This window comes from Rapidithrix thailandica (assembly GCF_039710355.1).
GTDB classification, from domain to species: Bacteria; Bacteroidota; Bacteroidia; order Cytophagales; family Flammeovirgaceae; genus Rapidithrix; species Rapidithrix thailandica.
This window is the reverse complement of sequence record NZ_JBDKWZ010000022.1, coordinates 1-25,265: the sequence shown is the minus strand read 5'-3', so window position 1 is coordinate 25,265 and position 25,265 is coordinate 1. Positions and strand designations below refer to the sequence as shown.

The window sequence follows — 25,265 nt, the reverse complement described above, 5'->3', positions numbered from 1 at the left end:
TACAATCTACTTTTGCCAGAAATAAGGCGACAGTAAGATTAAGAAGGTAAATAACTCCAGGCGTCCCATCAGCATCAAAAAGGACAAGACCCATTTGGCAGCACCGGGCAGGTGAGCGAAATTATCCACGGGCCCTACCGTACCCAACCCCGGTCCGATATTTCCCAATGAGGTTGCCACCGCTCCTATTGCTGTCAAAAAATCCAGCCCCATGGAAGCCAGAATCAATGAACCTATACAAAATACAATGATATAAATGAAGATAAAGGCCAGTACGTTAAAGGTGATATCTTGAGAAACCGCTTTATTATTCAGTCGTACGGGGATCACCGCTGAGGGGTGTAACTGCCGTTTCAATTCCAGGAAACTGTTTTTCATCAGGATGACGTGCCGCACTATTTTCACTCCCCCGGCAGTAGATCCGGCTGAGGCACCCATAAACATAAATATGAAAAACAAGATGGTGATAAAAGGCGCCCAGGAAGTAAAGTCAGCAGAGACAAAACCAGTAGTGGTGATTACGGAAACGACCTGGAACAAGGCATCCCGGAAAGAACGTTCCGCCCCGCTGTCGGTCACAAAGTAAACGGTAGTGGATACAATCAACACAAAAATGCCCGTCAGAAACACATATGTCCGAAACTCTTCATTCAACCATATTTTTTTAAATTTTCCTTTTACAAAAAAGTAGTTAATGGTAAAATTCGTCCCTGCCAAAAACATGAAGATAATGAGCACATATTGAATATAAGGCGAATCAAAATGGGCGGCACTGGCATTTTTGGTGGAAAAGCCTCCCGTAGCCATGGTGGTAAGGCTATGATTAATGGCATCGTAAAAACTCATTCCGCCCAACATCAACAATACACATTCTAAAATGGTCAAACCTAAATAGATAAACCACAAGCGCTTGGCTGTCTCTTTGATACGGGGTTGCAATTTATCGGGACTAATGCCCGGGGCTTCCGCTACGAACAGCTGCATTCCCCCAATCCCCAAGAAGGGTAGAATGGCAATGGCCAAAACGATAATTCCCATACCTCCGATCCATTGGGTCAAGCTGCGCCAAAACAAGATTCCCCGGTCCACACCTTCAATATTGGTCAATACGGTAGCTCCGGTAGTGGTAAACCCCGAAACGGTTTCGAAAAACGCATCGGCATAATTAGGAATGGCTCCGGACAAGAGGTACGGCAAACTCCCAAAGAAGGACATTAACAGCCAGCCACCAACCACAATCAGGTAACCGTCTCTCTTCTTCAGGTCGCGATGTGTCGCTTTTAAGGAAAACCGCCAACCGCCCAAACCGACCACCAGGGTAATTCCTCCGGAAATGATAAGGGCTATTTCATCATCCGGCCTTTCATCAATAAAGGAAAAGGGGAGGCACAATAACATAAATAAGCCATTGATGATTAATAAAATCCCCAATACACGGCTTATTTTCTTAAAGTTGATCATTTAATTTAGTAAGGATTGTATAAAAAAATCCCTTGATTGGGTAAAGCAACCTTAGGGGTAATTTTATACTTCGATTATTTAAAAAACTCTTCTATCTTTCGGATACATTCCATCCTGGACAATACCACCACCCGGTCGTTCGGTTCAAACACAAAATCGCCCATAGGGGTATAAGCTTTATCATTGCGAATCACTCCACCCACAATGGCCGAATAAGGGAAGTGTAGCTTTTTCAAGGGCTTTTTCGTGATCTTGGAGTTTTCCTTCACTCTGAACTCTAAAATTTCCGCATCCACCCCATGCACACTGGTAATCGATAAGACCGAACCTTTCCGGATGTACCGGAAGGTAAAGTTGGCAGCGATTAATTTTTTATTAATCATGGTATCCACCCCAATGTTTTGAGATAAGTGAATATAATCGATATTTTCCACCAAGGCAATGGTCTTTTTCACCCCTTTGTTTTTAGCCATCAAACAAGAAATGATATTCGTTTCCGAATTACCGGTAACCGCTATAAAAGCATCGGTATTGCTGATGCCCTCTTCTTCCAACAATTCCATATCTCTCCCGTCACCGTTGATCACCAAGGTATGATCCAATTGATCGGCCAAATCGAAACACTTCTCTTTATCCAGCTCGATCAGTTTGGTTTTGTATTTGTTTTCCAGTCGTTTTGCGGTATGAAATCCCACACGGCTTCCGCCCAGAATCATCACGGAATTGATCTCTGCACTTTTCTTCCCGGTAAGTTTCAACACTTTGTCTACGCCACTGGGTTGGGCAATGTAATACACATGATCTCCCAATTCAAATTTCGTATCCCCTCGGGGAATGATGGTGCGGTTATTTCGCAGAATAGCGACCGTGAGAAAATCCAGGTCCGGATTCAAGTGAGTCGTTTCTCTCAGCGTTTTGTTTTTGAGCGGATCTGTCGCATCAATATTGATCCCGATCAAAGACAATTGCTCTTTTTCAAACTCATAGACATCCGTGATGGCAGACTCTTTCAATAAGCGGCTGATTTCGCGGGCTGCCAGAGATTCGGGGGAGACGACTTCGTCAATCCCCATTTCTTCCAGGCCTAGTTGTTGGCGATTCAAAAGGAACTCCAGGTTACTGATCCTAGTCACAGTTTTTTTCACCCCCATTCTTTTTCCTAAAATGGCAGTAAGGAGGTTGGTATCTTCCGAACTGGTCGCACAGATCAACAGGTCGGCCTCAGAAATATTGGCATCTTGTAAAACAGATGGAGAAGTAGAATTTCCTTTTATGGTAGCGACATCCAGGTGGTTGGCAACATATTTCAGTTTTTCAGAATCCATGTCCACAATGACCAGGTCATGTTCTTCATTTGCCAACAGTCGGGCTAAGTGAAACCCAACATCCCCTGCGCCTGCAATAATAATTTTCATTATACTACGAATCTTTATTCCGTAATCAATAAGAGGGCAAAGATACACGACTTTCTGTATCTCCCAATTTTTTACCCAGGTAAAAACAATTTGCAAAAATTAAAGGCAGTCGGCTCCTCCCCTTTCCTCTTCTCTAAGTCTTAATTTTCTTTCTTTAATTGTATGTATTCAGCATTTTGCCCAACATTGGCGACAGTAACAATCGCTCTGTTTTTACCTCTTTTTTATTTCCCTTAACACAGGGTTCCCTGATTTTTCCCTGGTCAAATTGGGAAACTTCTATACCTTTGTCTTATCTTGTGCAAATGCAATTTTTTACACTTACGCCTCAATGACACTATTCAACACCATTGTGCAAATTTTTTTTAAAATGGTCATTGGTTTTGCTTTGAAAAATATCAACAAGAATACGTTTTGCCTGCTTGCGGCTTTATTTCTTTTTTTTGTTTCTTTTGACGCGCAGGCAAGCGATGTGTCACAACCTGACATCTTTGTCCAACAAGAAGATTCGGCCAAGGTCCAAGTAAATGCCTTGATTAATCAATACCTACAACTCATGGGGAATGATATTCAATCGGCCATCAAGACCTTGGAAAAGGCATTGCCGATTGCCCAAAGCCATAACTTCCTATTGGAACAAGCCTCTATTTATTACGGCCTGGGCAACTTGAGCCAAAAAATAGGCTTGTATGAACAGGCTGAAACGCACTTATTACAATCCATTGAAGTGTTGAATACCTTGGGAGAGGAAAAGCATACCGCGGCTTGCTATAACATCTTGGGAATTTCTAAAAAGAATCAAGGAAAGTATTCAAAAGCCATGGAATACTTGCTGAAATGCCTGCGAATTTCCGAAAAATACGGCAACAAACTCGAAATGTCCAATGCTTACTCCAATATTGCGGTCATCTATATCATTCAGAAAAAATACGACCGTGCCAAAATAAACATCAACCGCTCCTTTCAACTCCAAAAAGAACTGGGGGATTATGACGGACTCTTTACAACCCTTTTTAATGTGGCCGTCATTTATCAGGAAACAGGGGAATATGAGAAGGCGATTGATTATTACAACAAAGCGTTGGAGATTACTTCCAAGATTTCCAATAAAACGTACGAAGTGAGTGTGCGCATGAATTTGTCGCAAATCATCATGTTTAAAGAGCAATGGGAAGAGGCCCGGCAAAGTTTACTGGACACAAAGGCCCTTTTAAAAGAATTAAACCTGAAAGCCGATTTAATTCAAGTACTCAACGACCTGGGCACTACTTGTCGAAAGCTAGGGCAACTCGATACGTCCATAATGTACCTGAACGAAGCCCTCCAAGTTATTGAGCAAACTCGTTCTTTAAATTTCCTGAAAGTTATACATCTCAATTTGTCGAAATCGTATGAAGAAAAAGGAAGCTTTCAATTGGCCCTCCAACATCATCAACAATACAGTATCTCGTCCGATAGTCTGAAAAATATAGAAAAGAATAAACACTTGGTAGAACTCCAGGAAAAATACGAAACGCAGAAATTGGAAAAAGATATGCTCTTTTTGAAAAAAGAGAAGGCACAAAAAGAAGCCGAATTAAAAGCCCGGGAATTGGCACAGGTACAAATAGAACTGGAAACGGCCCAAAAAGACAAAGAAATCAATATTCTGCAAAAGGAAAAACAACTGAAAGAGGCCCAAATTCTCCAACGACAAATCGAGGCCGAAAAAAGAGAAAGCGAGATAACACTGCTCAAAAGGGACAAAGAGTTACAGGAAGCCCACCTTCAAAAACAAGAGGCAGAGGTGCAACGGCAAACGGTATTGCGCAATGCCTTTATTGCCGGGTTTGTTTTGGTTTTGATTGCCACTGTGGTACTTCGCTATGTCTATAGTCAAAAGTTGAATATCCAAAAGGAACTACGGGTACAACAGGAAGAAAACAGCAAACAAAGGGTTGGAGAGTTAATCAAAGATCATAAGATTAAAAGTATCCAGTCGCATATGGAAGGGCAACAACAGGAAAGAGAGCGGATTGCCCGGGAACTGCACGATGGCATAGGAGGAAACCTGGCGACTGTAAAGCTGAATTTACAACGCCTGAACGAATCGTCTTCCAACAAGAAACTTCAAAACGTACTGGAGGCCATCGACCAGACTTGTCAGGAAGTACGCAGCATTTCACATGACTTAAAGCCCCCGAAGCTATTACAAACGGCTTTTGTGGATTTGGTACAGAATTATACAACGCAAATTGCCGAAGCCTATCGACTGGAAATCCATGCGGATTACTATCCGGAGGAAGAACTCAACCATATCCCGGATGCTTTACAGGTAGAAATATACCGCATTTTGCAGGAGCTTATGAATAATATTTTAAAACATGCCCAAGCAAATCAGGTGGACTTACAGCTAGTGATGCATGAAAATTACCTCAACCTGATTGTGGAAGACAATGGAGTCGGTTTTGACATTACGCAAGATGCCAAAGGAATCGGTTTGAACAATATCATTTCCAGAGTCAATGACCTCAAGGGAGAAATTCATATCGACTCTTCCATAGGCTACGGCACTACTGTAAACATCGATTTATCACTGTCCCAGCACTCAGAAGTAGCGGGGTAAGCCACTAGCTATTGGGAAAAACCATTATAATTAACTGATTACGATTACTAATCTATAGATCCGATGAGCATATCTTCTGAAAAAATAAGAATCATTGTTGCTGATGACCATTCGATGTTTTTGGATGGTTTGATTTCGCTGTTAAATGATGTAGAGTATATTGAAATTGTAGGGAAAGCTTCCAACGGCAAAGAAGCACTACACCTTTTAAAGAAGGTCAAGGCCGACTGGGTGATTACGGACATTAGTATGCCGGAAATGGATGGGATCGTCTTGACAGGGCAGATAAAGAAAAAGTACCCCGAAATTAAAGTGTTGGTCGTCAGCATGTATCATCAAAGCGAAACCATCGCCAAGGTGGTACAACAAGAAGCCGATGGCTATTTGCTCAAAAATGCCGGTAAGGAAGAACTACTCAAGGCCATCGCCAGCATTCAAGCCGGAGAAAAATACTTTTCAGAGGAGATCAAGCAAAAGTACTTGGAAAGTATGTTTGCACCCAAGAAAAAATCCCGTGAACAAGTGCCATTGAGCCGAAGGGAAAAGGAAGTATTGGTACTCATTGCCCAAGAAAATACAACACCTGAAATTGCCGAAAAGCTGTTTATCAGTCAACATACCGTAGAAAGTCACCGGAAAAATATCATCCGGAAGCTCAATGTCCGCAATACCGCCGGCATTGTAAAATACGCCATCCAACAAGGCTTGCTGGATACTTAATCCATTCATGCTAACTTTCTAAGAGAAAGGAAAGCCCATCAAATGTAGGATTTGGATGGGCTTTTGTAATTATAGAGCCTTCTCTTATCTAGGGTGATAAATTCTTTTGCCCCCACACAAACCACCTGTCAATTTGTATTTTTCACGGATGTACCTGCGCTTTTTTGAAGGTTATCTCGCCTTATTTTATCTATACAGACCCTTTCTCCCTCTCAGCAAGCAATCGTTTACTCCCTCACTTTCAAGAAGATGCTCACTACCCTCTTCAAATATGGCTTTTCTTATTCCCCCTTTTCAGGGATATTTTTTAATCACAACTAAGGGGGAAGAATAATTGAAGGATAATGACAACTTTTGCAGAGTAAGATTTACTTATTCATCACATTAAACCATAATGAATATGAGCAACAAAGATTTATCAGGCGTATACAAAGGAACCTGGAAGGACTTAAAAGAAGAAGTGAAAGGTAATGTAGAGCTTAAAATTTATTCAGATGGCTATGATGGTGGTTCGTACCGTGGCTACTTGTTGTTCCAAACTTCCGAAGGAGAAGTATTCACCGGCAATGTAACAGTCAACATGAGGCATCGCTATTTTTATGCCCAATACGCCCCTTCTTGTTACAATGACTCTTCAAATGAAAATGTCCATATTTTAAAATGTATGTTGCACTTCAACGGGATAATGGAGCAAATTGAAGGAAAGTATAGTATCAAAGGAGAAGCCGTAATTGACGGTGGCATCTCTAGTAACTTCGGGACTTTGTTACATTTCTCATTGGACGAAAATGAACTGATCGGGAAAGAGACGGATTCGGCTCCCAGGTTAGAATGGTAAGTGTATTTTTATCAACAGCTTTCTTGACAGCACCTTTGAAAATCATTTGAGTTCGAAAGGCCATACCTTTCAACAAAGGAATAGACACTACAACCTTTTGCCTTTGTACAAAACCAAAAAAAATAAAGTAGAACCCTAAGTATTCAATATAACTATGAATTTCAAGACTATTTTATGGAGTTTAACCTTTGCTTTTTTTCTCTCTGCTCCCGGAATGCTATTGGCACAGGAAGACTTATCAGGATTGTACACGGGCAAATGGCACAATTTAACGAAAAGCGAAAACGGTACGGTGGAAATAAAAATCTATCGTACAGATGCTGAATTGGGAAGTTACCAAGGTTATGTCATTTTCAGATTGAAAGAAGACGTCTTCTATACCGGACAAATCTCCTTGAATAAAAACACCCGGTATTTCTCCGGATACTATTCGCCTTCGGCTTATGCTCATTCGGGGAAGTCTCATTATTTCAATGCCCAGTTGTTGATGACCGGAATATTTGATGCGGAAAAACCGGGTAATTATTACCTCAAGGGAGAAGCCGTCGGCAGTGGGGCTTTTGAGCAGAACCTGATCCTTTGGGAAGTACAGGAAAAGAAACGACTTGGTCAATAAACAACACTCATATTCATCACCAACATGTTAATGGTCATCAATGTTCTTGGTTCTAATTATATAAATTATCGTACAAAAGGTGGAAGAAGTGACCGTTACTTTTACGCTCAGCGGAGGCTTTTGGGAGCAAATAGACAGTTTACAACTGGACGTATTTAAACGATGGTTTCAAAATACCCCACAGCAACAGTTGGAAATTAGCTTTCGCAAGGAGTATGTGCTTGTAAAGAGGGAATGTTATCATATGAAAACCGGTTGGAACTGGTTTTCCAAAGCTTGGGAAACAAGCACTTATTTTTGTTTTCTGGCGCCCGGCAAACGAGTACTCCGGGTAGCAAAAAGTACTTTGACGTCAAAAGAATCCGAGTCTTTACAAGAGATGATTCACCTTAACCAAAAATATATTCAAGCACCTGCTCACAAAAAAGACTTAAAAAGTAAGTTAGAACAACTTTACAACCAAATAGAAGGCTATTTTTTAAAAAACTAAAACCAATTGTAACTATCGAAGTGAATTAAACTTTTTCTTTTTCCTGAAAAATGTTTCAAAAACGCCGCCTCCGTGTTACTTTTTGCAACAATAGCTTTGGCTATTCTCTTCAAAAAGTGCCTTGATGAGCCGATTTTGATGCCATCTTCGGTCAAAAACCATAAGTTTAAACCACTTCATCATAAAAAAACTAAATGTGATACGTAAATCACAGGTTGTCTGAATTAAATCCACTTTTTAGGCGTCAGCATATGCTGACGCTTAATTTTTTTATTCCTATTCCTTTCCTACCTTTCAAAATCCGAAGCCCTTGTTTATCTTCTTTCCAGACATCCGTTTCAGTACTGGAATCTATAAGGTTTTATGTTTAAATTGGTAATAGATACTCCTTGAAACAATACCATCATCTCATACACACCCTAACTTTCTTACACTTCACAAGCCTGTTACCATTCACTCGAAATCCATTTTGGTCATTTACCTAAAACATAAAACTATGAAAACTCTCTACTCTTTGTATTCCAAAGCATTCATTTTCTTAATGTTAAGCTGCGCCACCGGGCTTATAAGCTCCTCCCCTCTTCAAGCACAAATATATAAAGCTGGAGCTTTGCTGGGCGGTAATTTTGCCGACCAAAGAATCGTCAATGGAGGAGACAGGCTTTCTACGGATATGGTATTCCGCCCCCACCTCGGTGTAGCGGCAATGATACCACTGATGGATGTTGTTTCCATACAAGCCGCATTGATCTATTCGGGACAAGGGCATAAGATATCAGGAAACAGACTTTTTGTCAATTACCTTCAACTCCAATTATTAGGCATGTATTTCTACTCACTCAATACTTCCCTGCAGTTGTTTGGCGCTTTTGGTCCCTCATTAAACCTTGGTGTATCGGGCAACCGGAAATTTAACGGAAGCAAGGAATCAATAGATTTCGGGGAGGACATCAAACGTATGGAAATAGCGCTTATCGTTGGAGGAGGAATACAACTCGCTCTGATGGGAAAACCCTTACAAGCGGGATTATTCTATAACTTAGGTATGACCAATATAGCCGCCAGTGCCGGAAACAACTATTACAACCGTTTTCTTTTTTTACGGTTCACATGGTTCTTCTTGGCAAACTCCATGTAATCATACACTTCTTTCCCCTATACTGATCTAGTATAGATTAAATGAAGCTGTCGAAAAAGTCAAAGGAGTACAAAACAGTACAAAGATTCTAAGTCACAAATTTTTATTAGTTATTTCTGTGTAAATTTTTAATTATCAACTTTTTCGACAGCTCCTGTCTGGCAGGATACATTGCTTATTGTCTACTATATAAAACCGCCATATCTTCCTGAGAATCTTTTTATTGCAATAAAAATAAGAATTTTTAGGTAGTTATTACATATTTATGGGTGACCTTATTGTCTGTATTTCATTAATATTTAAACTATTGTTTTTCCAAATTAACCGGCAAACAAACTAAACATATGGCATTTTCGAATTCACCTCTCTTTGTTTTCCTGCTTATCTTCCAGACCACTGCGCTATGGGCACAACATATCCGGCCGGAAACAGGTAGTGAATATAATTGGAATGAGCTACGGGCTATGGATGAATTCGACTATGACAACCGTTGGGATGATTTGACTTTGTTAAAGCTTTCTTACTGGATGACTCCCCGTGAAATTCAGAGTACTTTACAAATACAGGAACCGACACACCAAGAAATAAAGGAAAATATATGTACTTTTCAATTTTCAAAAAATGATCAAATACTTCCCCTTTTTAGTTTAACTATGAAGGTTTTGGGAAAAGTTGAAATGAAATCTCAAAAAGAAAAAATACTTCAGACGAACAAGACCTTAGAACAACCGGCCATAAAAATTGCCATTAGTGATGTGGATATTTTTATGGATAAAGAGCAACACCTCATGTACGTATTCCCACAAGAAGGCATTGCTTTTTGGTTATTGAAAATCTATGAGATTCCCCCTTCACTCATGTCCAAATACCAGGACAAAAGCTCCCCTAAAGCTTCATTAGGGTTGGATATCCTGAAAAGTATTTTATATAAATACGATTCTATGTTATAAACCCCTCAATTAACCTAATTAAAAGACCACTAAATATAAACCGGTGAAAAATAATCTTTGGAACAGCATCTCCGAATTACAACCTCATATAGAAAAAAAGATACATTTAATGATATATCCAAAGTGGAGGATTTTGTATATGTATCTAACAAGTGTTCAAGCAAATATACTTACCTTCCTAAAACCCCTCACTTTCCGCCTATTTCCGGCCGGATCTTACCAATTATCGAACATCTCCGACAAGCCTCTCTCAGGTCTTTATCTTTACTGTATAACCGAATAAGACCTTTGAATTAAACGCTTAAAATCATGAAAACTTTCTTATGGATAATTATGATGTTGATTTCGATAAACATGTTAGCCAGCCCGAGAATCAACTTACAAAATGGAAAGGCAAAGTACATTAACGCTCCTACGTTATCAGTTAAAATCCTGTATTTCAAAGCTGCATTTCACCGGGAAAAAGTACATATTTCCTGGGCCACCGAGTACGAGAAGAACAATGAGTATTTTATGGTGGAAGCTTCACGAGACGGTAAATCGTTTTACGCAATCCAACAAGTGTACGGAGCGGTAAAAAGCACCCAAAAACGCACTTACGAACTACAGTTGGATCCGGAACCTGGTAAGTTTGCTTATTACCGCTTGCGTCAAACCAACTATAACGGCACTAAACATTACTCCCCGGTAGTCAAATTAAACCTGGTGGAAAACTCGGCCGTCTTGGATGTATACCAAGACGTCTTCAACAAAACATTTATGACAATTAACTCGCATGCTAAAATCGATGGGCATGTTTCAATACTGGGCGGTCAAGGCCGTCCAGTTACTTCAGAAAATACCATAACAGAAACCGAACAATACACTTCCGGTACTTACAAATGCCGCATAGAACTCGGAGGCCTGATATTCTATAAAGATTAAGTTTCCGAAAGAAAAACCTCCACTGATGTTACCTTTAAATACCCCCTCCTTATTATCTTACAACTCATAGCACTTAAAAGCTTGTTTTCCAATGGGATGCAAGCTTTTCTATCAGAGCATATTTAAAATTCGTTGTAGAGGCTGCCCCTTTGGTAATGAAAATTTTCGGTTTAGAACTCTTGGAAGATCATTTTTGGTGGTCCGGCACTTCGAAGATCCCCGAAATAGGAATTTACAGCCCAAAAGATGAAATTTAAATATGCTCTTATTAGTCCCAATCCTTTTGATTGGAATAATTAAAAACGTTTTCCTGTATTTTTAAAGAAAACCCTGGTATCCGAAAAACCTTAGGAAGTTACCATTTTCCGTGAGGACTCTACCAGTCATCTAATATCCCCGGTGGCAGGGGGCTTTTCAGACTACTTTTACTTCAGAATCACTCATTAACTCAGTAGTCATGAAAACATTTACTATCCTTTTCGCCTTCATTTTCTCATTGTACACCTCACATGTACAAGCCTGTACCATCACCGCTGCCGACAACAGCAGCTCGGAAAGTTTCGAGGTCTCCACGGCTTGTGGCTCCACCTCCATCAACGGGGGCATGAGCGTCACCCTCTATGAAAACGATGTGTTGAACTTTGACCAGGACATCAATATCTCCGGAGGCTTGGAGATTCAGATCGAAGGGAACAATGTTACCATTCATATTCCTCATAATTTGACCGTAAGCGGGGGACTGGACATCACCGGTTCCGGTTCGGCCAACATGCTTATCGATGGCAACCTGGTAATCAGCGGGGGATGGAAGAGTGAAGACGTGCCCATGGACATTTCCGGCAGCGGTACCACTACCATTTCCGGCACGATGAAAACCAATATGGATACGGATTGTTCCGGACCTTGTCCTACCTTTTCTCTTTCAGGACAATGCAAAGACCAAGGTTCTACGTACTGTGAAGACCATATAGACTGTGGAGCCGGCTGTTCCCAGCCTTTGCCCATCACCTTGTTGTATTTCCAGGCCGAAGCCCGAGACAGCCGGGTGTACTTCTCCTGGGCCACTGCTTCAGAATTGAACAATGACTACTTCACCATCGAAGTATCACAAGACGGAAAGGGGTTTTATGCGGTACAAGAAGTGGGCGGGGCCGGCACCAGTGAGCAAATGGAAACCTATCAAGAAGTGTTACCCGCCCGCCCCTGGCCGGTAAGCTACTATCGCCTGAAGCAAACCGACTTTGACCAAAGCAGCACCTACTCCCCGGTGGTAGCGGTCAAATGGGAAGCTCCGGAAGAAGTATTGACGGTGTACCCCAACCCGGTGGAAGGAACGGAGTTGCACATCCAAGCCCTGGTAGGTGGCAAGGGAACCTTGACCGTCTTCGATGCCGTAGGCATGCCGGTGTACCGGAAAGTGTTTGCCCAAGAAGAAAATGCCCGGGAGTTCAACAGCACCCTTGACCTAAGCAGGCTGGGCCGGGGCATGTACACCATCCGCATGGAAATCAACGGAACAGTGATTCTCAAAAAAGTCCTCTACTAAACCCTCAGCAAACAAGGAACAAAAACAGTTTTAAGATAAATGCTACTGATAGTGTGATTCAAAGTTTATTAACTGAAAAACCCTTGGGCTTCTGGCCCAAGGGTTTTTGATTTTAGAACATGTTTACATTTCATCCTTTGGGTCAAAAGCTCCCATTTCAGGAACCTCAGCGCAGTATTTTGAGAGCCCCAACCTGAGAATTTCATCACCAAAGAGGCGGACTTTCGAAGGAACCCCACCCGCACAACGAATTTTAAACATGCTCTTAAGTACAAACCACAACTTGAATAAATGATCCTGTTTTTTGGAAAACCGGAAAAACCGACCAAACTCTGTGAACTACCCACCAATTGTCTAAAAGAACTGAATAAGCCTCCAAACCGGGGTACTTTTGATATACATCAATTATTAACATACTAATATACTTGTATCATGGAACCCCTAGCAGTAAATACCAACCCAATAAACCGCCTCAATAAAATCACCACCGCTATCCTATCTCAAAAAGCTCCGCTCTTAAAAGATTTGGCCATGCACAAAAGCAGAATGGCCGTTATTGGTCTGGGTAATATCGGTTTACCATTAGCTTTAGAATTTGCCAACATATTTTCAGTAATTGGTTTTGATATCAAACAATACCGTTCGGAACTGATGGAAATGGGTATTGATCCTGCCGGTAGAGTAAAGCACAGCACCTTTTGTCATAAAACCATACAATTCACATCCAATCCGGATGATTTGATCAAAGCAAAATTTTACATTATTGCTGTTCCCCCTTCGGTAACCAAACACCGTCAAATTTTGGATATTTTCACCTTAAAAAGTGCCGTTGCTTTAGTGGGTCGAAATTTAAAGAAAGGTGATTTTGTCATCTTTGAAACCTCCGCTTATCCGGGATGCATTGAAGAACAATTGATTCCGGTATTAGAATCGTTTTCACAACTAAAATTAAATAAAGACTTTAAAGTAGGTTACTCTCCTGAAACGATGTACTCTGAAAAAGAGCAAAAATTTGAAGAGGATGTCAAAGTTGTGGCGGGCAGCGACCATGAAAGCAGTTTGGTTATTGCTGATGTTTACGACATGATCACCCACAAAGAGCCCCATATTGCCTCCGGTATTAAAGTTGCGGAAGCCGGTAAAATTATTGAAAAAGCCCAGAAAGATGTAAACAAGGCTTTGATCAATGAGTTATCCCGTTTGTTTGACTCATTGGGAATTGAAAAAGAGGAGCTCTTCAAAATTATGCAACTCAAAAAAAATATTGCGGATATCCGTCCAGGCTTGGTCAAAGAAGATGAGGACGATGCCGAATCCTACTTTGTCATCAACAAAGCCAAGTACTTGGGTACCCCGGTTGATATTCTCGAACAAAGTAAACACGCAATTGATCATATGCCTCAAGAATTGGCAAAACGACTGGAACGTTACATTTGCCAGTCAGGAAAAAAAATAGCAGGGGCAAGAATTTTAGTCCGGGGCGTAACCAACAAAGAAGACATCCGGGACATTAATAAATCGCAGGTAGTGGATATGATTTTGGAGTTGAGGAAAATGGGTGCAGTGGTCGAAATCGAAGACCCTATGGCTTTTTCAATCGATATGCAAATCCAGTATGGTCTGACACTGGTGGAAAAATCCCAGGGTAAATATGATGCTATCGTGCTGGGAATAAACCACCAACAATTTCAAATAGAAAGCCAGGAAACATTGTTGGAGAAATGCCAGGAAGGTACGGTACTATTTGATTTGGAGGGTACGCTACACAACCTTCCCCCTTACATCATTCATAAAACTTTATAATCTTTTCCTCATACCGTAATCGCCTTAAAATATTGCTCAATTGCATGAAAATAGTCTTGTAGTCGTAGTGTTTATGATGAACTTGAGAGGTAAGTTCATTTGTTAAGTTCATCATTCAAGTATGCTCGAATCGATATTTTATTGATTCGAGCATTTTTTTTGCCCGTTTTTCTCTCAATTCCTTTGATCTCCCAGGATAACATTTGCATTATTCTACCAATTAGCTTGTACCTATTCAAGAAGATTTTGTTTTTTTTTACCCGGGGAGTTTTTAAGAAAATTTTTTCTGCATTTTTCGTTTTTTTTACTAAAAACAAGCATATGCACTCCTATGCTGATATGGGACTTTCCTCTCAAGGAACTGTCATTTTTTCCTGGCAATTTTTTTACATACCATTCAATCGTTGAGAGCCCGAAAAACAAGGAAGTACCCTACCAATCATTACTACTTAAAAATCAGCAAAAACTACTCATTGAATTCACTCACAACATTCATAATTTCAAGCTGTATGAAAGGGTTAATATTTACCGAGTTTATAGATATGATTGAGGAAAAGTACGGTCTGGAAATGGCGGATTATCTCATCAATACCTCCGAATTGCCTTCAAAAGGAGCCTATACTGCCGTAGGTACTTATAATCACCATGAACTATTCCAATTAGTAGGTCATTTAAGTGAAAAAATTAAAATTCCTCCTCATGAAATTTTCAGGGAATTTGGAAAGTATTTATTCTTTGTTTTAGCCAAAAGTTACCAAGATTTTTTAGATAATGTAGAAAGTGCTTTTGATTTTTTAAGTGCTTTTGAGATCTACATTCATGTAGAAGTCCAAAAGCTTTATCCGGATGCGGAGCTACCCCACCTGCACACCTCTTGGGAAGATGAAAACACCTTAATACTTATTTACCATTCCGAAAGAAAACTGGCCGATTTTGCCTATGGGCTGATAGAAAGCTGCCTGGAATATTATCAGGAAAATGCTGAAGTCCGGATGGAAAGGCTTTCCGATGATAACAGCAAAGTAAAATTTATCATCAAAAAAAGCTGATATGGAAGTGATTGAGCAGTTAAAACGCAAAGTGGAACGGGAAAGAAAGGCCAGAAAACAAGCAGAGCGTATTCTGGAAGAAAAAGCCTTGGAACTGTATAAAACCAACTTACAACTAAAGGCTCTGAACGAGCGCCTGGAAAAAAAAGTAACCGAGCGGACAAAAGAGCTTGAACAAAGTGAAGCACGGTACCGACAACTGGTTGAAACAGCCCATGATATTATTTTCAAGTCAAATTTTGAAGGATATTTTACATATGCCAATCCCATAGCGGAAGAAAAATTGGGTTACAGCACCGAAGAAATTGTGGGGCAACACTTTAGCAAACTGGTACATGAAAACCATGTAGAGAAGGTAAAAGGGTTTTATGAAAATATTATCCGTAGTCAGGTTGAGCGATCCTATTTTGAATTTCCTGTCAGAAATAAAAGCGGAGAGGTGCTCTGGGTAGGTCAAAATGTGCAATTAATTTTCGAAAACGACCAAGTGATTGGATTTACGGGTGTAGTAAGAGATATTACCCGGCAAAAGAAGGCCGAACAAGAATTACTTTCCGCCAAACTGAGACTTACTCACCTTATTGCGAATCTACAATCAGGTGTTTTGATGCAAGACGCTCACAAGGAAATCATTGTGGCCAACCAGACCTTTTGCAAAATGTTCCAAATTCCTCTACAACCGGAAGAGTTGGTAGGAAGCAATTGCATTGAGTCTGCGGAAAGTGTCAAAGATTTATTTACCGATCCCGAGTGTTTCACTTCGGATATCAGCCGCTTGTTGAGGGAAAAGAAACTGATTTTAGGCGATGAGCTGGTGATGAAAGACGGCCGGATTTTGGAACGCGATTTCATCCCGATTGTCACGGATGACGAATACATCGGTTACCTGTGGCAATACAGGGATGTAACAGAAAACCGCAAAGCCCATGAGCGGATTAAAAAGAGTGAGGAGAAATACCGGGGAATTATTGAAAATATGGAACTGGGATTGCTCGAAGTTGACCGGGATGGCAAAATCACCCGGGCTTTTGACCGCTTCTGTGAAATGCTTGGCTATGCCCCTCAAGAGCTAAAAGGGAAAGAGGCCATTTCTACTTTTGTGCCGGCTAAATACCATAATGTATTAAAAAAACAAACAGAGGACCGGAAATTGGGCAAAGCCAATGTATATGAAGTGGAATTACTTAAAAAAAGCGGGGAAGCCATTTGGGTGATGCTCAGCGGTGCCCCTATTTTTGATGAACAGGGCAAGATAACCGGCTCCATCGGTATTCACTACAACATCACCCGGCAAAAGAAATTACAACAAGCCTTGCGGGTAGCCAAACAGAAGGCTGAAGAAGCCCAAGCCGCAGAAAAGGATTTTCTGGCAAAAATGAGCCATGAAATACGCACTCCTCTAAATGCGGTAGTAGGAATGGTACACTTGCTGTATGAAACCCCGTTGAATCCGGAGCAAACCGAATATGTGGACATCCTGAAATCAGCCTCCAAACTTCTCCAAGGACTGATTAATGATATCTTAGACATTTCCAAAATCAACGCGGGCCATATTGAGGTACAAAAGCATGAGTTTAACCTATTGGAATTAATTCATTCCATTGGGAAAATCTTTGAGATTAAATTAGACAATTGCCCGGTATCTTTTGGCGTAACCATTGATCCTAACATCACAAAAAATGTAATCGGTGACGACCTGCTTTTGAATCAAATCCTGGTCAACCTCCTTTCCAATGCATTAAAGTTTACGGAACAGGGCAACGTGACCCTGGATGTAAAACTTCTGGAAAAAAACGGAGACACACTTTTGATTCAATTCACTATCAGCGATACGGGTATCGGTATTCCGGAGGAAAAACTTGAGGATATTTTCAAAAATTTCAAACAAGTTGACAGAGAGGTACAAAGAAAATTCGGAGGAACCGGGCTAGGTCTCGCCATTGTCAAACAGTTGGTCGAATTACAAAACGGCAATGTAAGTGTCAGTAGCCGATTAGGAAAAGGGAGTACTTTCAAAGTTATTCTTCCGTACAGTGAAACCAACCACCCTGCTTCAAACGGATATAAAATACAGTCGGTTGATAGCCCGGAGCTACTGCATAACTATACGATTCTGGTAGCGGAGGATAACCCTATGAACCGGAAGTATGTAGGCCGCTTGTTAGAAAAGTGGGGCGTACAGCACGAGTTTGCCATCAATGGAAAAATTGCCATTGATAAAATCGAAAAAAAGAAATACGACCTCGTACTAATGGATGTACAAATGCCGGAATTAGACGGCATCACCGCCACCAAAGTGATCCGGGAGAAAAAATACGATATGCCCATCCTGGCACTTACAGCTTCCGCGCTGTCAGAGCAAGTCCATGAAGCGCTTACAATTGGCATGAGTGATTACCTTCCAAAACCTTTTGCACCAGAACAATTGAAAAATATTTTGCACAAACACTTATTAAGCACGACACAGAATCCTGCTTCCATACACGAAGAGTCCCTTCAGTTTCAGTTTCATGAAATGCTTGATCAGGCTCACCTAGACGCTATTTATGAGGGAGATATGGAATACGCTTTGGAAATGTTCGAACTTTTTTTCAAAGTGATTTTGCCTGATTTTGAACAATTACAGGAATTGGTCAAACTGCGTAGTAAAGAAGAGTTTCGAAGGATGGTCCACAAATTAAAACCTTCGTTCTCGATGATAGGCTTGACGGAATTGACCCATGATATGTCAACTATGGAAGAACTTGCCTCCGCTAAAAAGAGCAGGCAAGTACTTGAAGAAAAACTGCATCAGATACAAACAAAACTCAATGAATACCTACCCATCATCAAAAATGAGCTACAACGATTAAAAAATAACCCCATAATAGAATGACGAAACTCAATTGCATAATTGTAGATGACGATTTGATGGCCAGAAAATCCTTGGAACGCCTATGTCTGAAATCCGACAATCTGAACTTAGTAGCAACCTGCGAAAATGGTGAACAAGCATTGGATACACTCCAAGAGGGGGATATAGATTTGGTATTTTTGGATATGGAAATGCCTGAACTATCCGGTATTGACTTATTGGATGCTTGCCCCGTTATGCCCCAGGTAGTGGTAATTTCCGGTGAAGAAAAGTACGCCTACGATGCTTTTCAATACCAGGTAGCCGACTATTTGAAAAAACCCATTAATTATATCCGCTTTAAAGCAGCGGTTGAAAAAGTCTTGGCCACTTATACGATCCAGCACTCGATAGAGCCAGAAGATGCGATCTTTATCAAAGTAGACGGGCGCTATGTCCGCATTCAATTTTCCGATATTTTTTATATCGAGAATGTCGGGGATTACGTGCAATTCCACCTGACTAAAAAAGCCTTGATTGTGTATAGTACTTTAAAAAGTCTGGCAGATCGCTTGCCAAAAGACAAATTTTTGAAAATCCACCGCTCCTATATTGTCAATTTGGATAAGATCGTGGATATTGAAGAAAACACTTTAGTGGTCAAGGATAAAGTCATTCCCATTAGCCGGGCCAATAAGCCTCAATTGATGAAAAAGCTCAACTTTTTATAACTACCAAGCCCCTGTCTATCTTAAAGTACAGGGGCTTGGTATGATTTACCTTCGGGAGTTTCTGTTTACAATTGATGAGGCTGAATCGCTCCTGCTTCCTGAATAAAATATTCCGGTACTTGCGCATTCCGTTCGGCAATGTACTGTTGATAGTTTTCAGAGTATGCCAAACGCTCTTCCACCACAGTATTAAACGAGCCGTCAATCGACAAGAGCAACTCTCCTGCTTCCCTCACACCATGCTCTCCTCCCGAATGGGCCGTAATATAATCACATAATTGATTATTGATCATATAGGCTTTAAATACAGGGCTAGCCGTACGGTTCAACAACACTCGTAACCCACATACTTTGGCAATGGGCAAATCCAGTACATCGTCAAAAAAATAACACACCTCTTCGGGAAGAACCCCATACCTTTCTTCCAAATCTTTTAAAGCATCTGCCTTATTTTTTATTTTGAAATACACGGCCTGAAAACGCTCTCTCTTGCTGAGTTGAATAGCCGACTGGTTGTTTTCACCGGTGATAATTCCGGTAAAGGGTAACTCCCGGTGCTTAAACCAATAATTAAAACGGATCAAATTCGTGGCCATCGAATCGGCCTCCGCAAAAAGGCTACTGGCCCCTTCCCCCTTATACCCGGCATTGAATACCCCATCCCAATCAAAGAGAAAGGCTTTGATTTTTTTCTTTTTCCGGGCAATCTCTTGAATGGACGTGACAAACGTACCTCCAATTTGTTCAAATGTATTTTGAATATTTTCCATAAGATCAATCCTCGTAAATCTCCGTTTTTGTGTAAAAAAACAGTTGATACTGCTGTTTTGTAACACACCTCACTTTTGATTTCGCATTTAGATCATGTAGTGCAAAACAGCAAAAATATTATTTATAAAAAAGGCGCATAGAGCTTGCCCCATGCGCCTTTCTGGTATTGCATCCGGATGGATTAGTTCAAATCCTGAATATCCAACATTCCGATTACTTTCGAATTTTCTGTAACAACGATGGTATCCACACCTGTTTTGTGGAAAATAGTCGATGCTTCATTCAACAAGTTACTGCTTTCAATGGTAATGGGCGACTTGTACTCCAATTCACCCATTTTCTTTTGCAGAGCAATTTTTCCGTCATTGGCAACCAAACGTCTCAAATCTCCATCGGTAAATACACCGACCAACTCATTATCACCTTTCACCACACTCACGCAACCAAATCCTGATTCGGTCATTTTGAAAATGGCCTCATTCATAGTATCCTCAACAGAAACCACAGGGTTATTCGACCTGTTGACGACTTGGTTAACCGTTACGGTCATCAATTTGGTATGCTCAAAAAACTGCTCGGTACCTACGGTAGTGAAGTTGTTTTCAGTCAATAACTTCATCACTTTCCATGGAACAGTACACGTATGAGCACCTAATTCGATGGCGTTACGCACATGCTCGGGGTGACGAACAGAAGAGAACATGATTTTAGAGTCGTATCCAAAACGGTCTACCGCTTCTACACACTGCTCTACCAAAGTAAGGGAATCATGTCCTTGATCTTGCCAACGACCCACCAACACACATACATAGGTAGCCCCGGCATTCATTGCCATGTAGGCTTGTTGCAAGGTATATACCAAGTGAATATTTACTTTGATTCCCTCGGAAGTCAGCATATGACATGCTTTTACCCCTTCCATAGAAACCGGAATTTTGAAAACGGTTTTCTCTTTTTCCAATCCCAGTCCTAACAAGCGTTGAGCTTCTTTATAAATTTCCTCTGCCGTTTCGCCTAAGGCTTCCACTTGCAGTACAGGAACCATTTTAGACAATTTCACAATAGTACCGTCAATATCCGTAATGCCATGACGGTGCATAAAGGTAGGAGTCGTTGTCAATCCGGCCAGAAAGCCCAATTTAAATGCCTCCTCGATTTCGTTTATGTCTGCTGAATCCAGATATAATTCCATAAGTTTATCGATTTCTATAGCTAACTTCTAAATTATGAATTTCAATTAACGGTTTCAAAAACTCCTCCAGGTCATTGACACACAATTGGCTGGCCGCATCACACAGCGCTTTTGCCGGGTCAGGATGTGTTTCGATGAACACCCCGTCTACACCCGCTGCAACCCCTGCTCTGGACAAAGTTGGAAGAAACTCTCTGGCTCCTCCGTTCGGATCCGCACTAGGAATGCCGTACTTCCGGATGGAGTGTGTAATATCAAAGACCACAGGGTAACCTGTTTGGTTCATATGATGAAAACTACGAGGGTCTACTACCAAATCATTGTATCCGAAGGTATATCCTCTTTCGGTCAAAATGATATTATCGTTGCCACTTGCTTTGGCTTTGTCTGCCGGCTTCACCATGTTTTCCGGTGCCAGGAACTGCCCGTGTTTCAGGTTGATCACTTTCCCGGTTTTAGCCGCCTCTACTACCAAGGTAGTTTGCATCACCAAATACGCAGGAATTTGGATCACATCCAGAACTTCGCTGGCCGGGCCAATCTGTTCCGGATAGTGAACATCTGACAAGACGGGAAACCCAAATTCTTTTTTGACTTTAGCTAACAATTCCAAACCTTCTTCCAAACCAGGCCCCATGTAGTAGTCTACAGAACTCCGGTTATCCTTTTGGAAAGAGGATTTGTAAATCAACGGAATGGAAAGTCGCTCTGACACTTCCTTAAGTTTCTCCGCTGTTCTCATCATGATGCTTTCCTCTTCAATCACACAAGGCCCCGAAATCAGAAACAACTGATCCGCCCCACAAGCAATATCTCCAACTTTGACGATTTTTTTGTTCATGTTTATTTACCCTGAATGAAAATTTAAATTCTAATCACAAAGATAGTGACAGAGTGTTAAATCCTTATCGTTCGCTAAAACTGAGCAAGTTTATGCAAAACGGCAAGGGCTTTTACATTCTTCTGTACCAGCCTTTGATTCTGTCTTTATCCAACACCTCTTTCCAGTTATGTCCGAATGCATGTATCCACATATGCTCCAGACGGATGGCTACTTCTGCCATTTGGTCGATCTCATCTTCACTCCAGTTTGCCGAAAGGTTTTGCGGAATGTCGATGTTATGCTTTTCTACCATAGCATGAAACTCATCCACATATTCCCCATATACATCTTTCAATTGATTAAAGGCAATACAGTTGGCAATACCATGGTGGTAATGGAAGATTTTGGAGAGTCCGTAGGATAATGCATGACACACACCTACTTCAGAATAGGTAAGACTTAAGCCTCCCATATAGGAAGCCACCATCAGTTTCTCCTCATTTTCAGCGGAACGACCGTCCTCACTGTTTAAAAATATATCTTGGCACATCTCCAGCGACTTCCAGCCATAGGCTTCGCTAAAGGTGTTTTTAAAAATTCCTGTCATAGATTCTACACAGTGAATATAGCAATCCATACCGGTGTAAAACCATTGGTTAGTTGGCACCGTTTCAATCAAATCCGGGTCCAACACAATTTGATCAAATACTGTCCAATCGCATTTTAAACCCAATTTTTTTTCGGGTCCGGTCAGTACAGCCGTCATGGAAACTTCCGCACCGGTACCTGAAATGGTAGGTACTCCTACGTGATAGATACCGGGCTTCTTGATGAGGTTCAAGCCTTGATACAAGGTAGAAGACCCTTCGTTTGTCAGCATCAGTGAAGTAGCTTTGGCAGTGTCCATTACACTCCCTCCACCAATACCAATCACCCCTGCAGGCAAACCTTTCTTTTCTAAAATTTCGTCACGTAAGCCATCCACCAAGTCGGTAGTAGGCTCTTCGGATACACTTATCCAAAAAAGTAAATCTTGGTCAAGAAGGGGAATCCGGTCAATAAACGGTTGATTTCCTTTAAAAACCTCATCCACTAAAAATACCATACAAGCTTCAGGAGTCTCTCTCTTTTCGGCTAAAATATCTCCCAGTTTATCAAAACTACCCCTGCCGTAGGCACATTTATTTACACTTTTGAAATTTCTGAACATTGGGATATGGATTATAAAATGATCAAAATGATTAGGGCCATCTCTGACGGACGCATCCCCTCCACATAGCGAAATGTAAGGAATAATACCAGACTGTCCGCTTGCTTAATTCAGTCCTAAAATACAGACGCACCCGGGAAATTCCTCCCCATTGCAAAAACTTTTGCCTTCCCTCCTATTCCATCCGGCCTTAAAAAGGGGCTAAGATAGCCCCTTACTATACACTTCAAAAACTTTTTACAAGGTTTCTTTCAACACGGTTTCCAACTTCTCACAATATTGTTTCAATTCCTCTTCGGTCCAAGTCACTCGTACTTGAAGTGAAATCAAACGACTGACGATATCATCAGACTTAGGGAATTCTATTTTTGCATAGTCTTGAGGGGTCCCTAAAACTTCGATAGGTAATTTGGCACAGGTTTTCATTTCTTTCAAATGCTCCCAGTTTTTAATATAATGGAAGTTATTGTCATACCAATAAGCGCCTCCCAAGCCGGCTTTGCCCAAGGCAGCAGCTACTTTGCGGGCTTTGTCTTCGGTAGGTAAGAAGAATGAAAGGAAAGTGGCCGAATCACCGTCTTCATCGGGTAGGTGTCTGAAGGTGATCTCATCGAATTTGGCCAGACTGTCTTTGATGGCTTTTTTGTTGGCTTTTTGCTTGACAAGGATTTGCTCGATCTTCCGAACTTGCGCCAGGCCTACCGCAGCATGCAACTCACTAATCCGGAAGTTAAAACCTAAAATCGGGTGTTGTTCAGCCCCACGGTTGTCTCCGATGTGATCGTGCCCATGGTCAGCATATGCATGCGCATTATTGTATACTTGCTCATCATTGGTAATGATAGCTCCGCCTTCTCCGGCAGTAATGATTTTGAAGAAGTCAAAAGAGAAACAGCCTACTTTACCATAGCTTCCCAAAGCGTTTCCTTTGAAACTCCCTCCCAAGGCTTGCGCGGTGTCCTCCACCAAAATGATATTGTGCTCGTTACATACCTCAATAATTTCGTCCAATTTGGCCATAGCCCCACACATATGTACCAGCGCAACGGCCTTGGTTTTAGGGGTAATAGCAGCCTTGATTCCTTCAGGACTTAAACATAAGGTTTCGTCAATTTCGGCAAATACGGGCAATGCCCCGGCCATTAAGACCGCCTCTACGGTAGCAATATAGGTAAACGGAGGAACAATCACCTCATCTCCGGCTCCCACACCTACTGCGGCTAAAGCCGTGGATACGGCTGTAGATCCACTCGAGACAGCATGAGCATATTTAACCTTATTGAATTTGGCTAACTCTTGTTCAAATTCTTTGGCTTTCCAATGTCCATTGCGAAGGTCATCATGATTATATCGGAAGAGGATTCCTGACTCCAGTACATCCATCACCTCTTTCTTTTCTTCAGGGCCAAAAAGTTCGGTTCCAGGCATGGTATTTCAGTTTGTTTAAATTTTGTAAATTTCTTTATCCGTACGGCATTATCCGGCTTTTTGTCAGTAGCTTATCTTTTTCCGACAAAAACCTCCGGATAAGTGGCTTTTTAATTTATGCAAAGCTAATATATTTAAAAATAAATGGGTGGTTCCTGCAACGGTTTAATTCATGCAACCCGGGAAACAGGTGATTTTATATAAATGTACTTCACCTTGTTTACCCAGCTTTCTTCTCATAACAGAATCCGAAAGGTGATACAATATGAGGTTGTTGATAATCCGTGAAGCAGTGAAAAGACAAAAAAGTTGGTGGTCAGTTATATCCTTTATATGGGGTTATATGGAAACACACAAACTATTCTTATCACTAATACGTCTTCGCCATCACATCTGCCAAGCCCATTGTCATGTAAACACTTCTTTTTACATCATTTCAAACTACGGCCCTAAGTTAGAGCTCGCTTTCAAATCAGACACAAGACCCCTTCTAACTGACACTTAATTTGACAAACGGCAAAAAATCAATTTAACCGGAAGTACACAAAGATAAAACATCTATCACCCCAAAAGCCTTTCAGAAAAAATTGTCTGTTTTCTAAGTACATGACAAAAAAATAAAGGCAAGCCATCAATATGTTATTTTTGAGTTACCACACCTAAAAATAATAAAGATGGCAAGCCAGTATAAAGATAAAACATTAGTGGAAATTTTACAGGAA

At 41.0% G+C, this 25,265-nt stretch carries 20 protein-coding genes; 13 read left to right on the top strand and 7 right to left on the bottom strand.

Translation table 11 applies throughout. From position 1 onward, the window contains the following. Positions 1-6: 6 nt before the first annotated feature. Both AAG747_RS25915 and trkA read right to left on the bottom strand, forming a co-directional pair. Positions 7-1,461 (bottom strand): TrkH family potassium uptake protein, encoded by a 1,455-nt coding sequence (locus AAG747_RS25915; protein ID WP_346824163.1) that lies wholly within the window; start codon positions 1,459-1,461, stop codon positions 7-9. A gap of 74 nt (positions 1,462-1,535) precedes the next feature. Further along, the gene (trkA, locus tag AAG747_RS25910) at positions 1,536-2,876 is read right to left on the bottom strand and encodes a Trk system potassium transporter TrkA (RefSeq protein ID WP_346824162.1); all 1,341 of its coding nucleotides are present in this window, start codon (positions 2,874-2,876) and stop codon (positions 1,536-1,538) included. 331 nt (positions 2,877-3,207) lie between these two features. Between trkA and AAG747_RS25905 the strand changes: the two genes are divergently transcribed. The 13 genes from AAG747_RS25905 (at position 3,208) to AAG747_RS25845 (ending at position 19,119) form a co-directional block, all read left to right on the top strand. Next, positions 3,208-5,481 carry a tetratricopeptide repeat-containing sensor histidine kinase gene (locus tag AAG747_RS25905; protein ID WP_346824161.1) on the top strand — a complete coding sequence of 758 codons (2,274 nt, stop codon included), beginning with the start codon at positions 3,208-3,210 and terminating at the stop codon, positions 5,479-5,481. 63 nt (positions 5,482-5,544) lie between these two features. Then, positions 5,545-6,201, top strand: coding sequence for a response regulator (locus AAG747_RS25900; RefSeq protein WP_346824160.1), 657 nt, complete (start codon positions 5,545-5,547; stop codon positions 6,199-6,201). Positions 6,202-6,601: 400 nt separating this feature from the next. Further along, positions 6,602-7,039 carry a hypothetical protein gene (locus AAG747_RS25895; protein WP_346824159.1) on the top strand — a complete coding sequence of 146 codons (438 nt, stop codon included), beginning with the start codon at positions 6,602-6,604 and terminating at the stop codon, positions 7,037-7,039. A 154-nt stretch (positions 7,040-7,193) separates the two neighbouring features. Further along, positions 7,194-7,655, top strand: coding sequence for a hypothetical protein (locus AAG747_RS25890; RefSeq protein ID WP_346824158.1), 462 nt, complete (start codon positions 7,194-7,196; stop codon positions 7,653-7,655). A gap of 79 nt (positions 7,656-7,734) precedes the next feature. Beyond that, the gene (locus AAG747_RS25885) at positions 7,735-8,145 is read left to right on the top strand and encodes a hypothetical protein (RefSeq protein ID WP_346824157.1); all 411 of its coding nucleotides are present in this window, start codon (positions 7,735-7,737) and stop codon (positions 8,143-8,145) included. A 496-nt stretch (positions 8,146-8,641) separates the two neighbouring features. Beyond that, the gene (locus tag AAG747_RS25880) at positions 8,642-9,283 is read left to right on the top strand and encodes a hypothetical protein (protein WP_346824156.1); all 642 of its coding nucleotides are present in this window, start codon (positions 8,642-8,644) and stop codon (positions 9,281-9,283) included. A gap of 344 nt (positions 9,284-9,627) precedes the next feature. Further along, positions 9,628-10,233 (top strand): hypothetical protein, encoded by a 606-nt coding sequence (locus AAG747_RS25875; protein ID WP_346824155.1) that lies wholly within the window; start codon positions 9,628-9,630, stop codon positions 10,231-10,233. Between the two features lie 309 nt (positions 10,234-10,542). Beyond that, on the top strand, positions 10,543-11,157 hold the full coding sequence (locus AAG747_RS25870) for a hypothetical protein (protein WP_346824154.1): 615 nt from the start codon (positions 10,543-10,545) through the stop codon (positions 11,155-11,157). Between the two features lie 457 nt (positions 11,158-11,614). Continuing rightward, a complete protein-coding gene (locus tag AAG747_RS25865; protein WP_346824153.1) occupies positions 11,615-12,703 on the top strand; it encodes a T9SS type A sorting domain-containing protein in 1,089 nt (362 codons plus the stop codon). Positions 12,704-13,135: 432 nt separating this feature from the next. Continuing rightward, a complete protein-coding gene (locus AAG747_RS25860) occupies positions 13,136-14,506 on the top strand; it encodes a nucleotide sugar dehydrogenase (protein ID WP_346824152.1) in 1,371 nt (456 codons plus the stop codon). A 509-nt stretch (positions 14,507-15,015) separates the two neighbouring features. Beyond that, positions 15,016-15,555: a heme NO-binding domain-containing protein gene (locus AAG747_RS25855; RefSeq protein ID WP_346824151.1), complete on the top strand. Its 540-nt coding sequence runs from the start codon at positions 15,016-15,018 to the stop codon at positions 15,553-15,555. Position 15,556: 1 nt separating this feature from the next. Beyond that, positions 15,557-18,430 carry a PAS domain S-box protein gene (locus AAG747_RS25850; protein ID WP_346824150.1) on the top strand — a complete coding sequence of 958 codons (2,874 nt, stop codon included), beginning with the start codon at positions 15,557-15,559 and terminating at the stop codon, positions 18,428-18,430. Further along, positions 18,427-19,119 carry a LytR/AlgR family response regulator transcription factor gene (locus tag AAG747_RS25845; protein WP_346824149.1) on the top strand — a complete coding sequence of 231 codons (693 nt, stop codon included), beginning with the start codon at positions 18,427-18,429 and terminating at the stop codon, positions 19,117-19,119. The genes AAG747_RS25850 and AAG747_RS25845 overlap by 4 nt, the downstream gene beginning before the upstream one ends. Before the next feature lie 65 nt (positions 19,120-19,184). Here AAG747_RS25845 and AAG747_RS25840 read toward each other — a convergent pair whose 3' ends face one another. The 5 genes from AAG747_RS25840 to AAG747_RS25820 form a co-directional block, all read right to left on the bottom strand. Continuing rightward, positions 19,185-19,889 (bottom strand): phosphatase, encoded by a 705-nt coding sequence (locus tag AAG747_RS25840; RefSeq protein ID WP_346824148.1) that lies wholly within the window; start codon positions 19,887-19,889, stop codon positions 19,185-19,187. Positions 19,890-20,071: 182 nt separating this feature from the next. After that, positions 20,072-21,082 carry a transaldolase family protein gene (locus tag AAG747_RS25835; protein ID WP_346824147.1) on the bottom strand — a complete coding sequence of 337 codons (1,011 nt, stop codon included), beginning with the start codon at positions 21,080-21,082 and terminating at the stop codon, positions 20,072-20,074. Positions 21,083-21,086: 4 nt separating this feature from the next. Next, a complete protein-coding gene (gene kdsA / locus AAG747_RS25830; protein WP_346824146.1) occupies positions 21,087-21,923 on the bottom strand; it encodes a 3-deoxy-8-phosphooctulonate synthase in 837 nt (278 codons plus the stop codon). A gap of 112 nt (positions 21,924-22,035) precedes the next feature. Further along, the gene (locus AAG747_RS25825; protein WP_346824145.1) at positions 22,036-23,115 is read right to left on the bottom strand and encodes an iron-containing alcohol dehydrogenase family protein; all 1,080 of its coding nucleotides are present in this window, start codon (positions 23,113-23,115) and stop codon (positions 22,036-22,038) included. A gap of 237 nt (positions 23,116-23,352) precedes the next feature. After that, the gene (locus AAG747_RS25820; protein ID WP_346824144.1) at positions 23,353-24,543 is read right to left on the bottom strand and encodes a DegT/DnrJ/EryC1/StrS family aminotransferase; all 1,191 of its coding nucleotides are present in this window, start codon (positions 24,541-24,543) and stop codon (positions 23,353-23,355) included. Between the last annotated feature and the right edge of the window lie 722 nt (positions 24,544-25,265).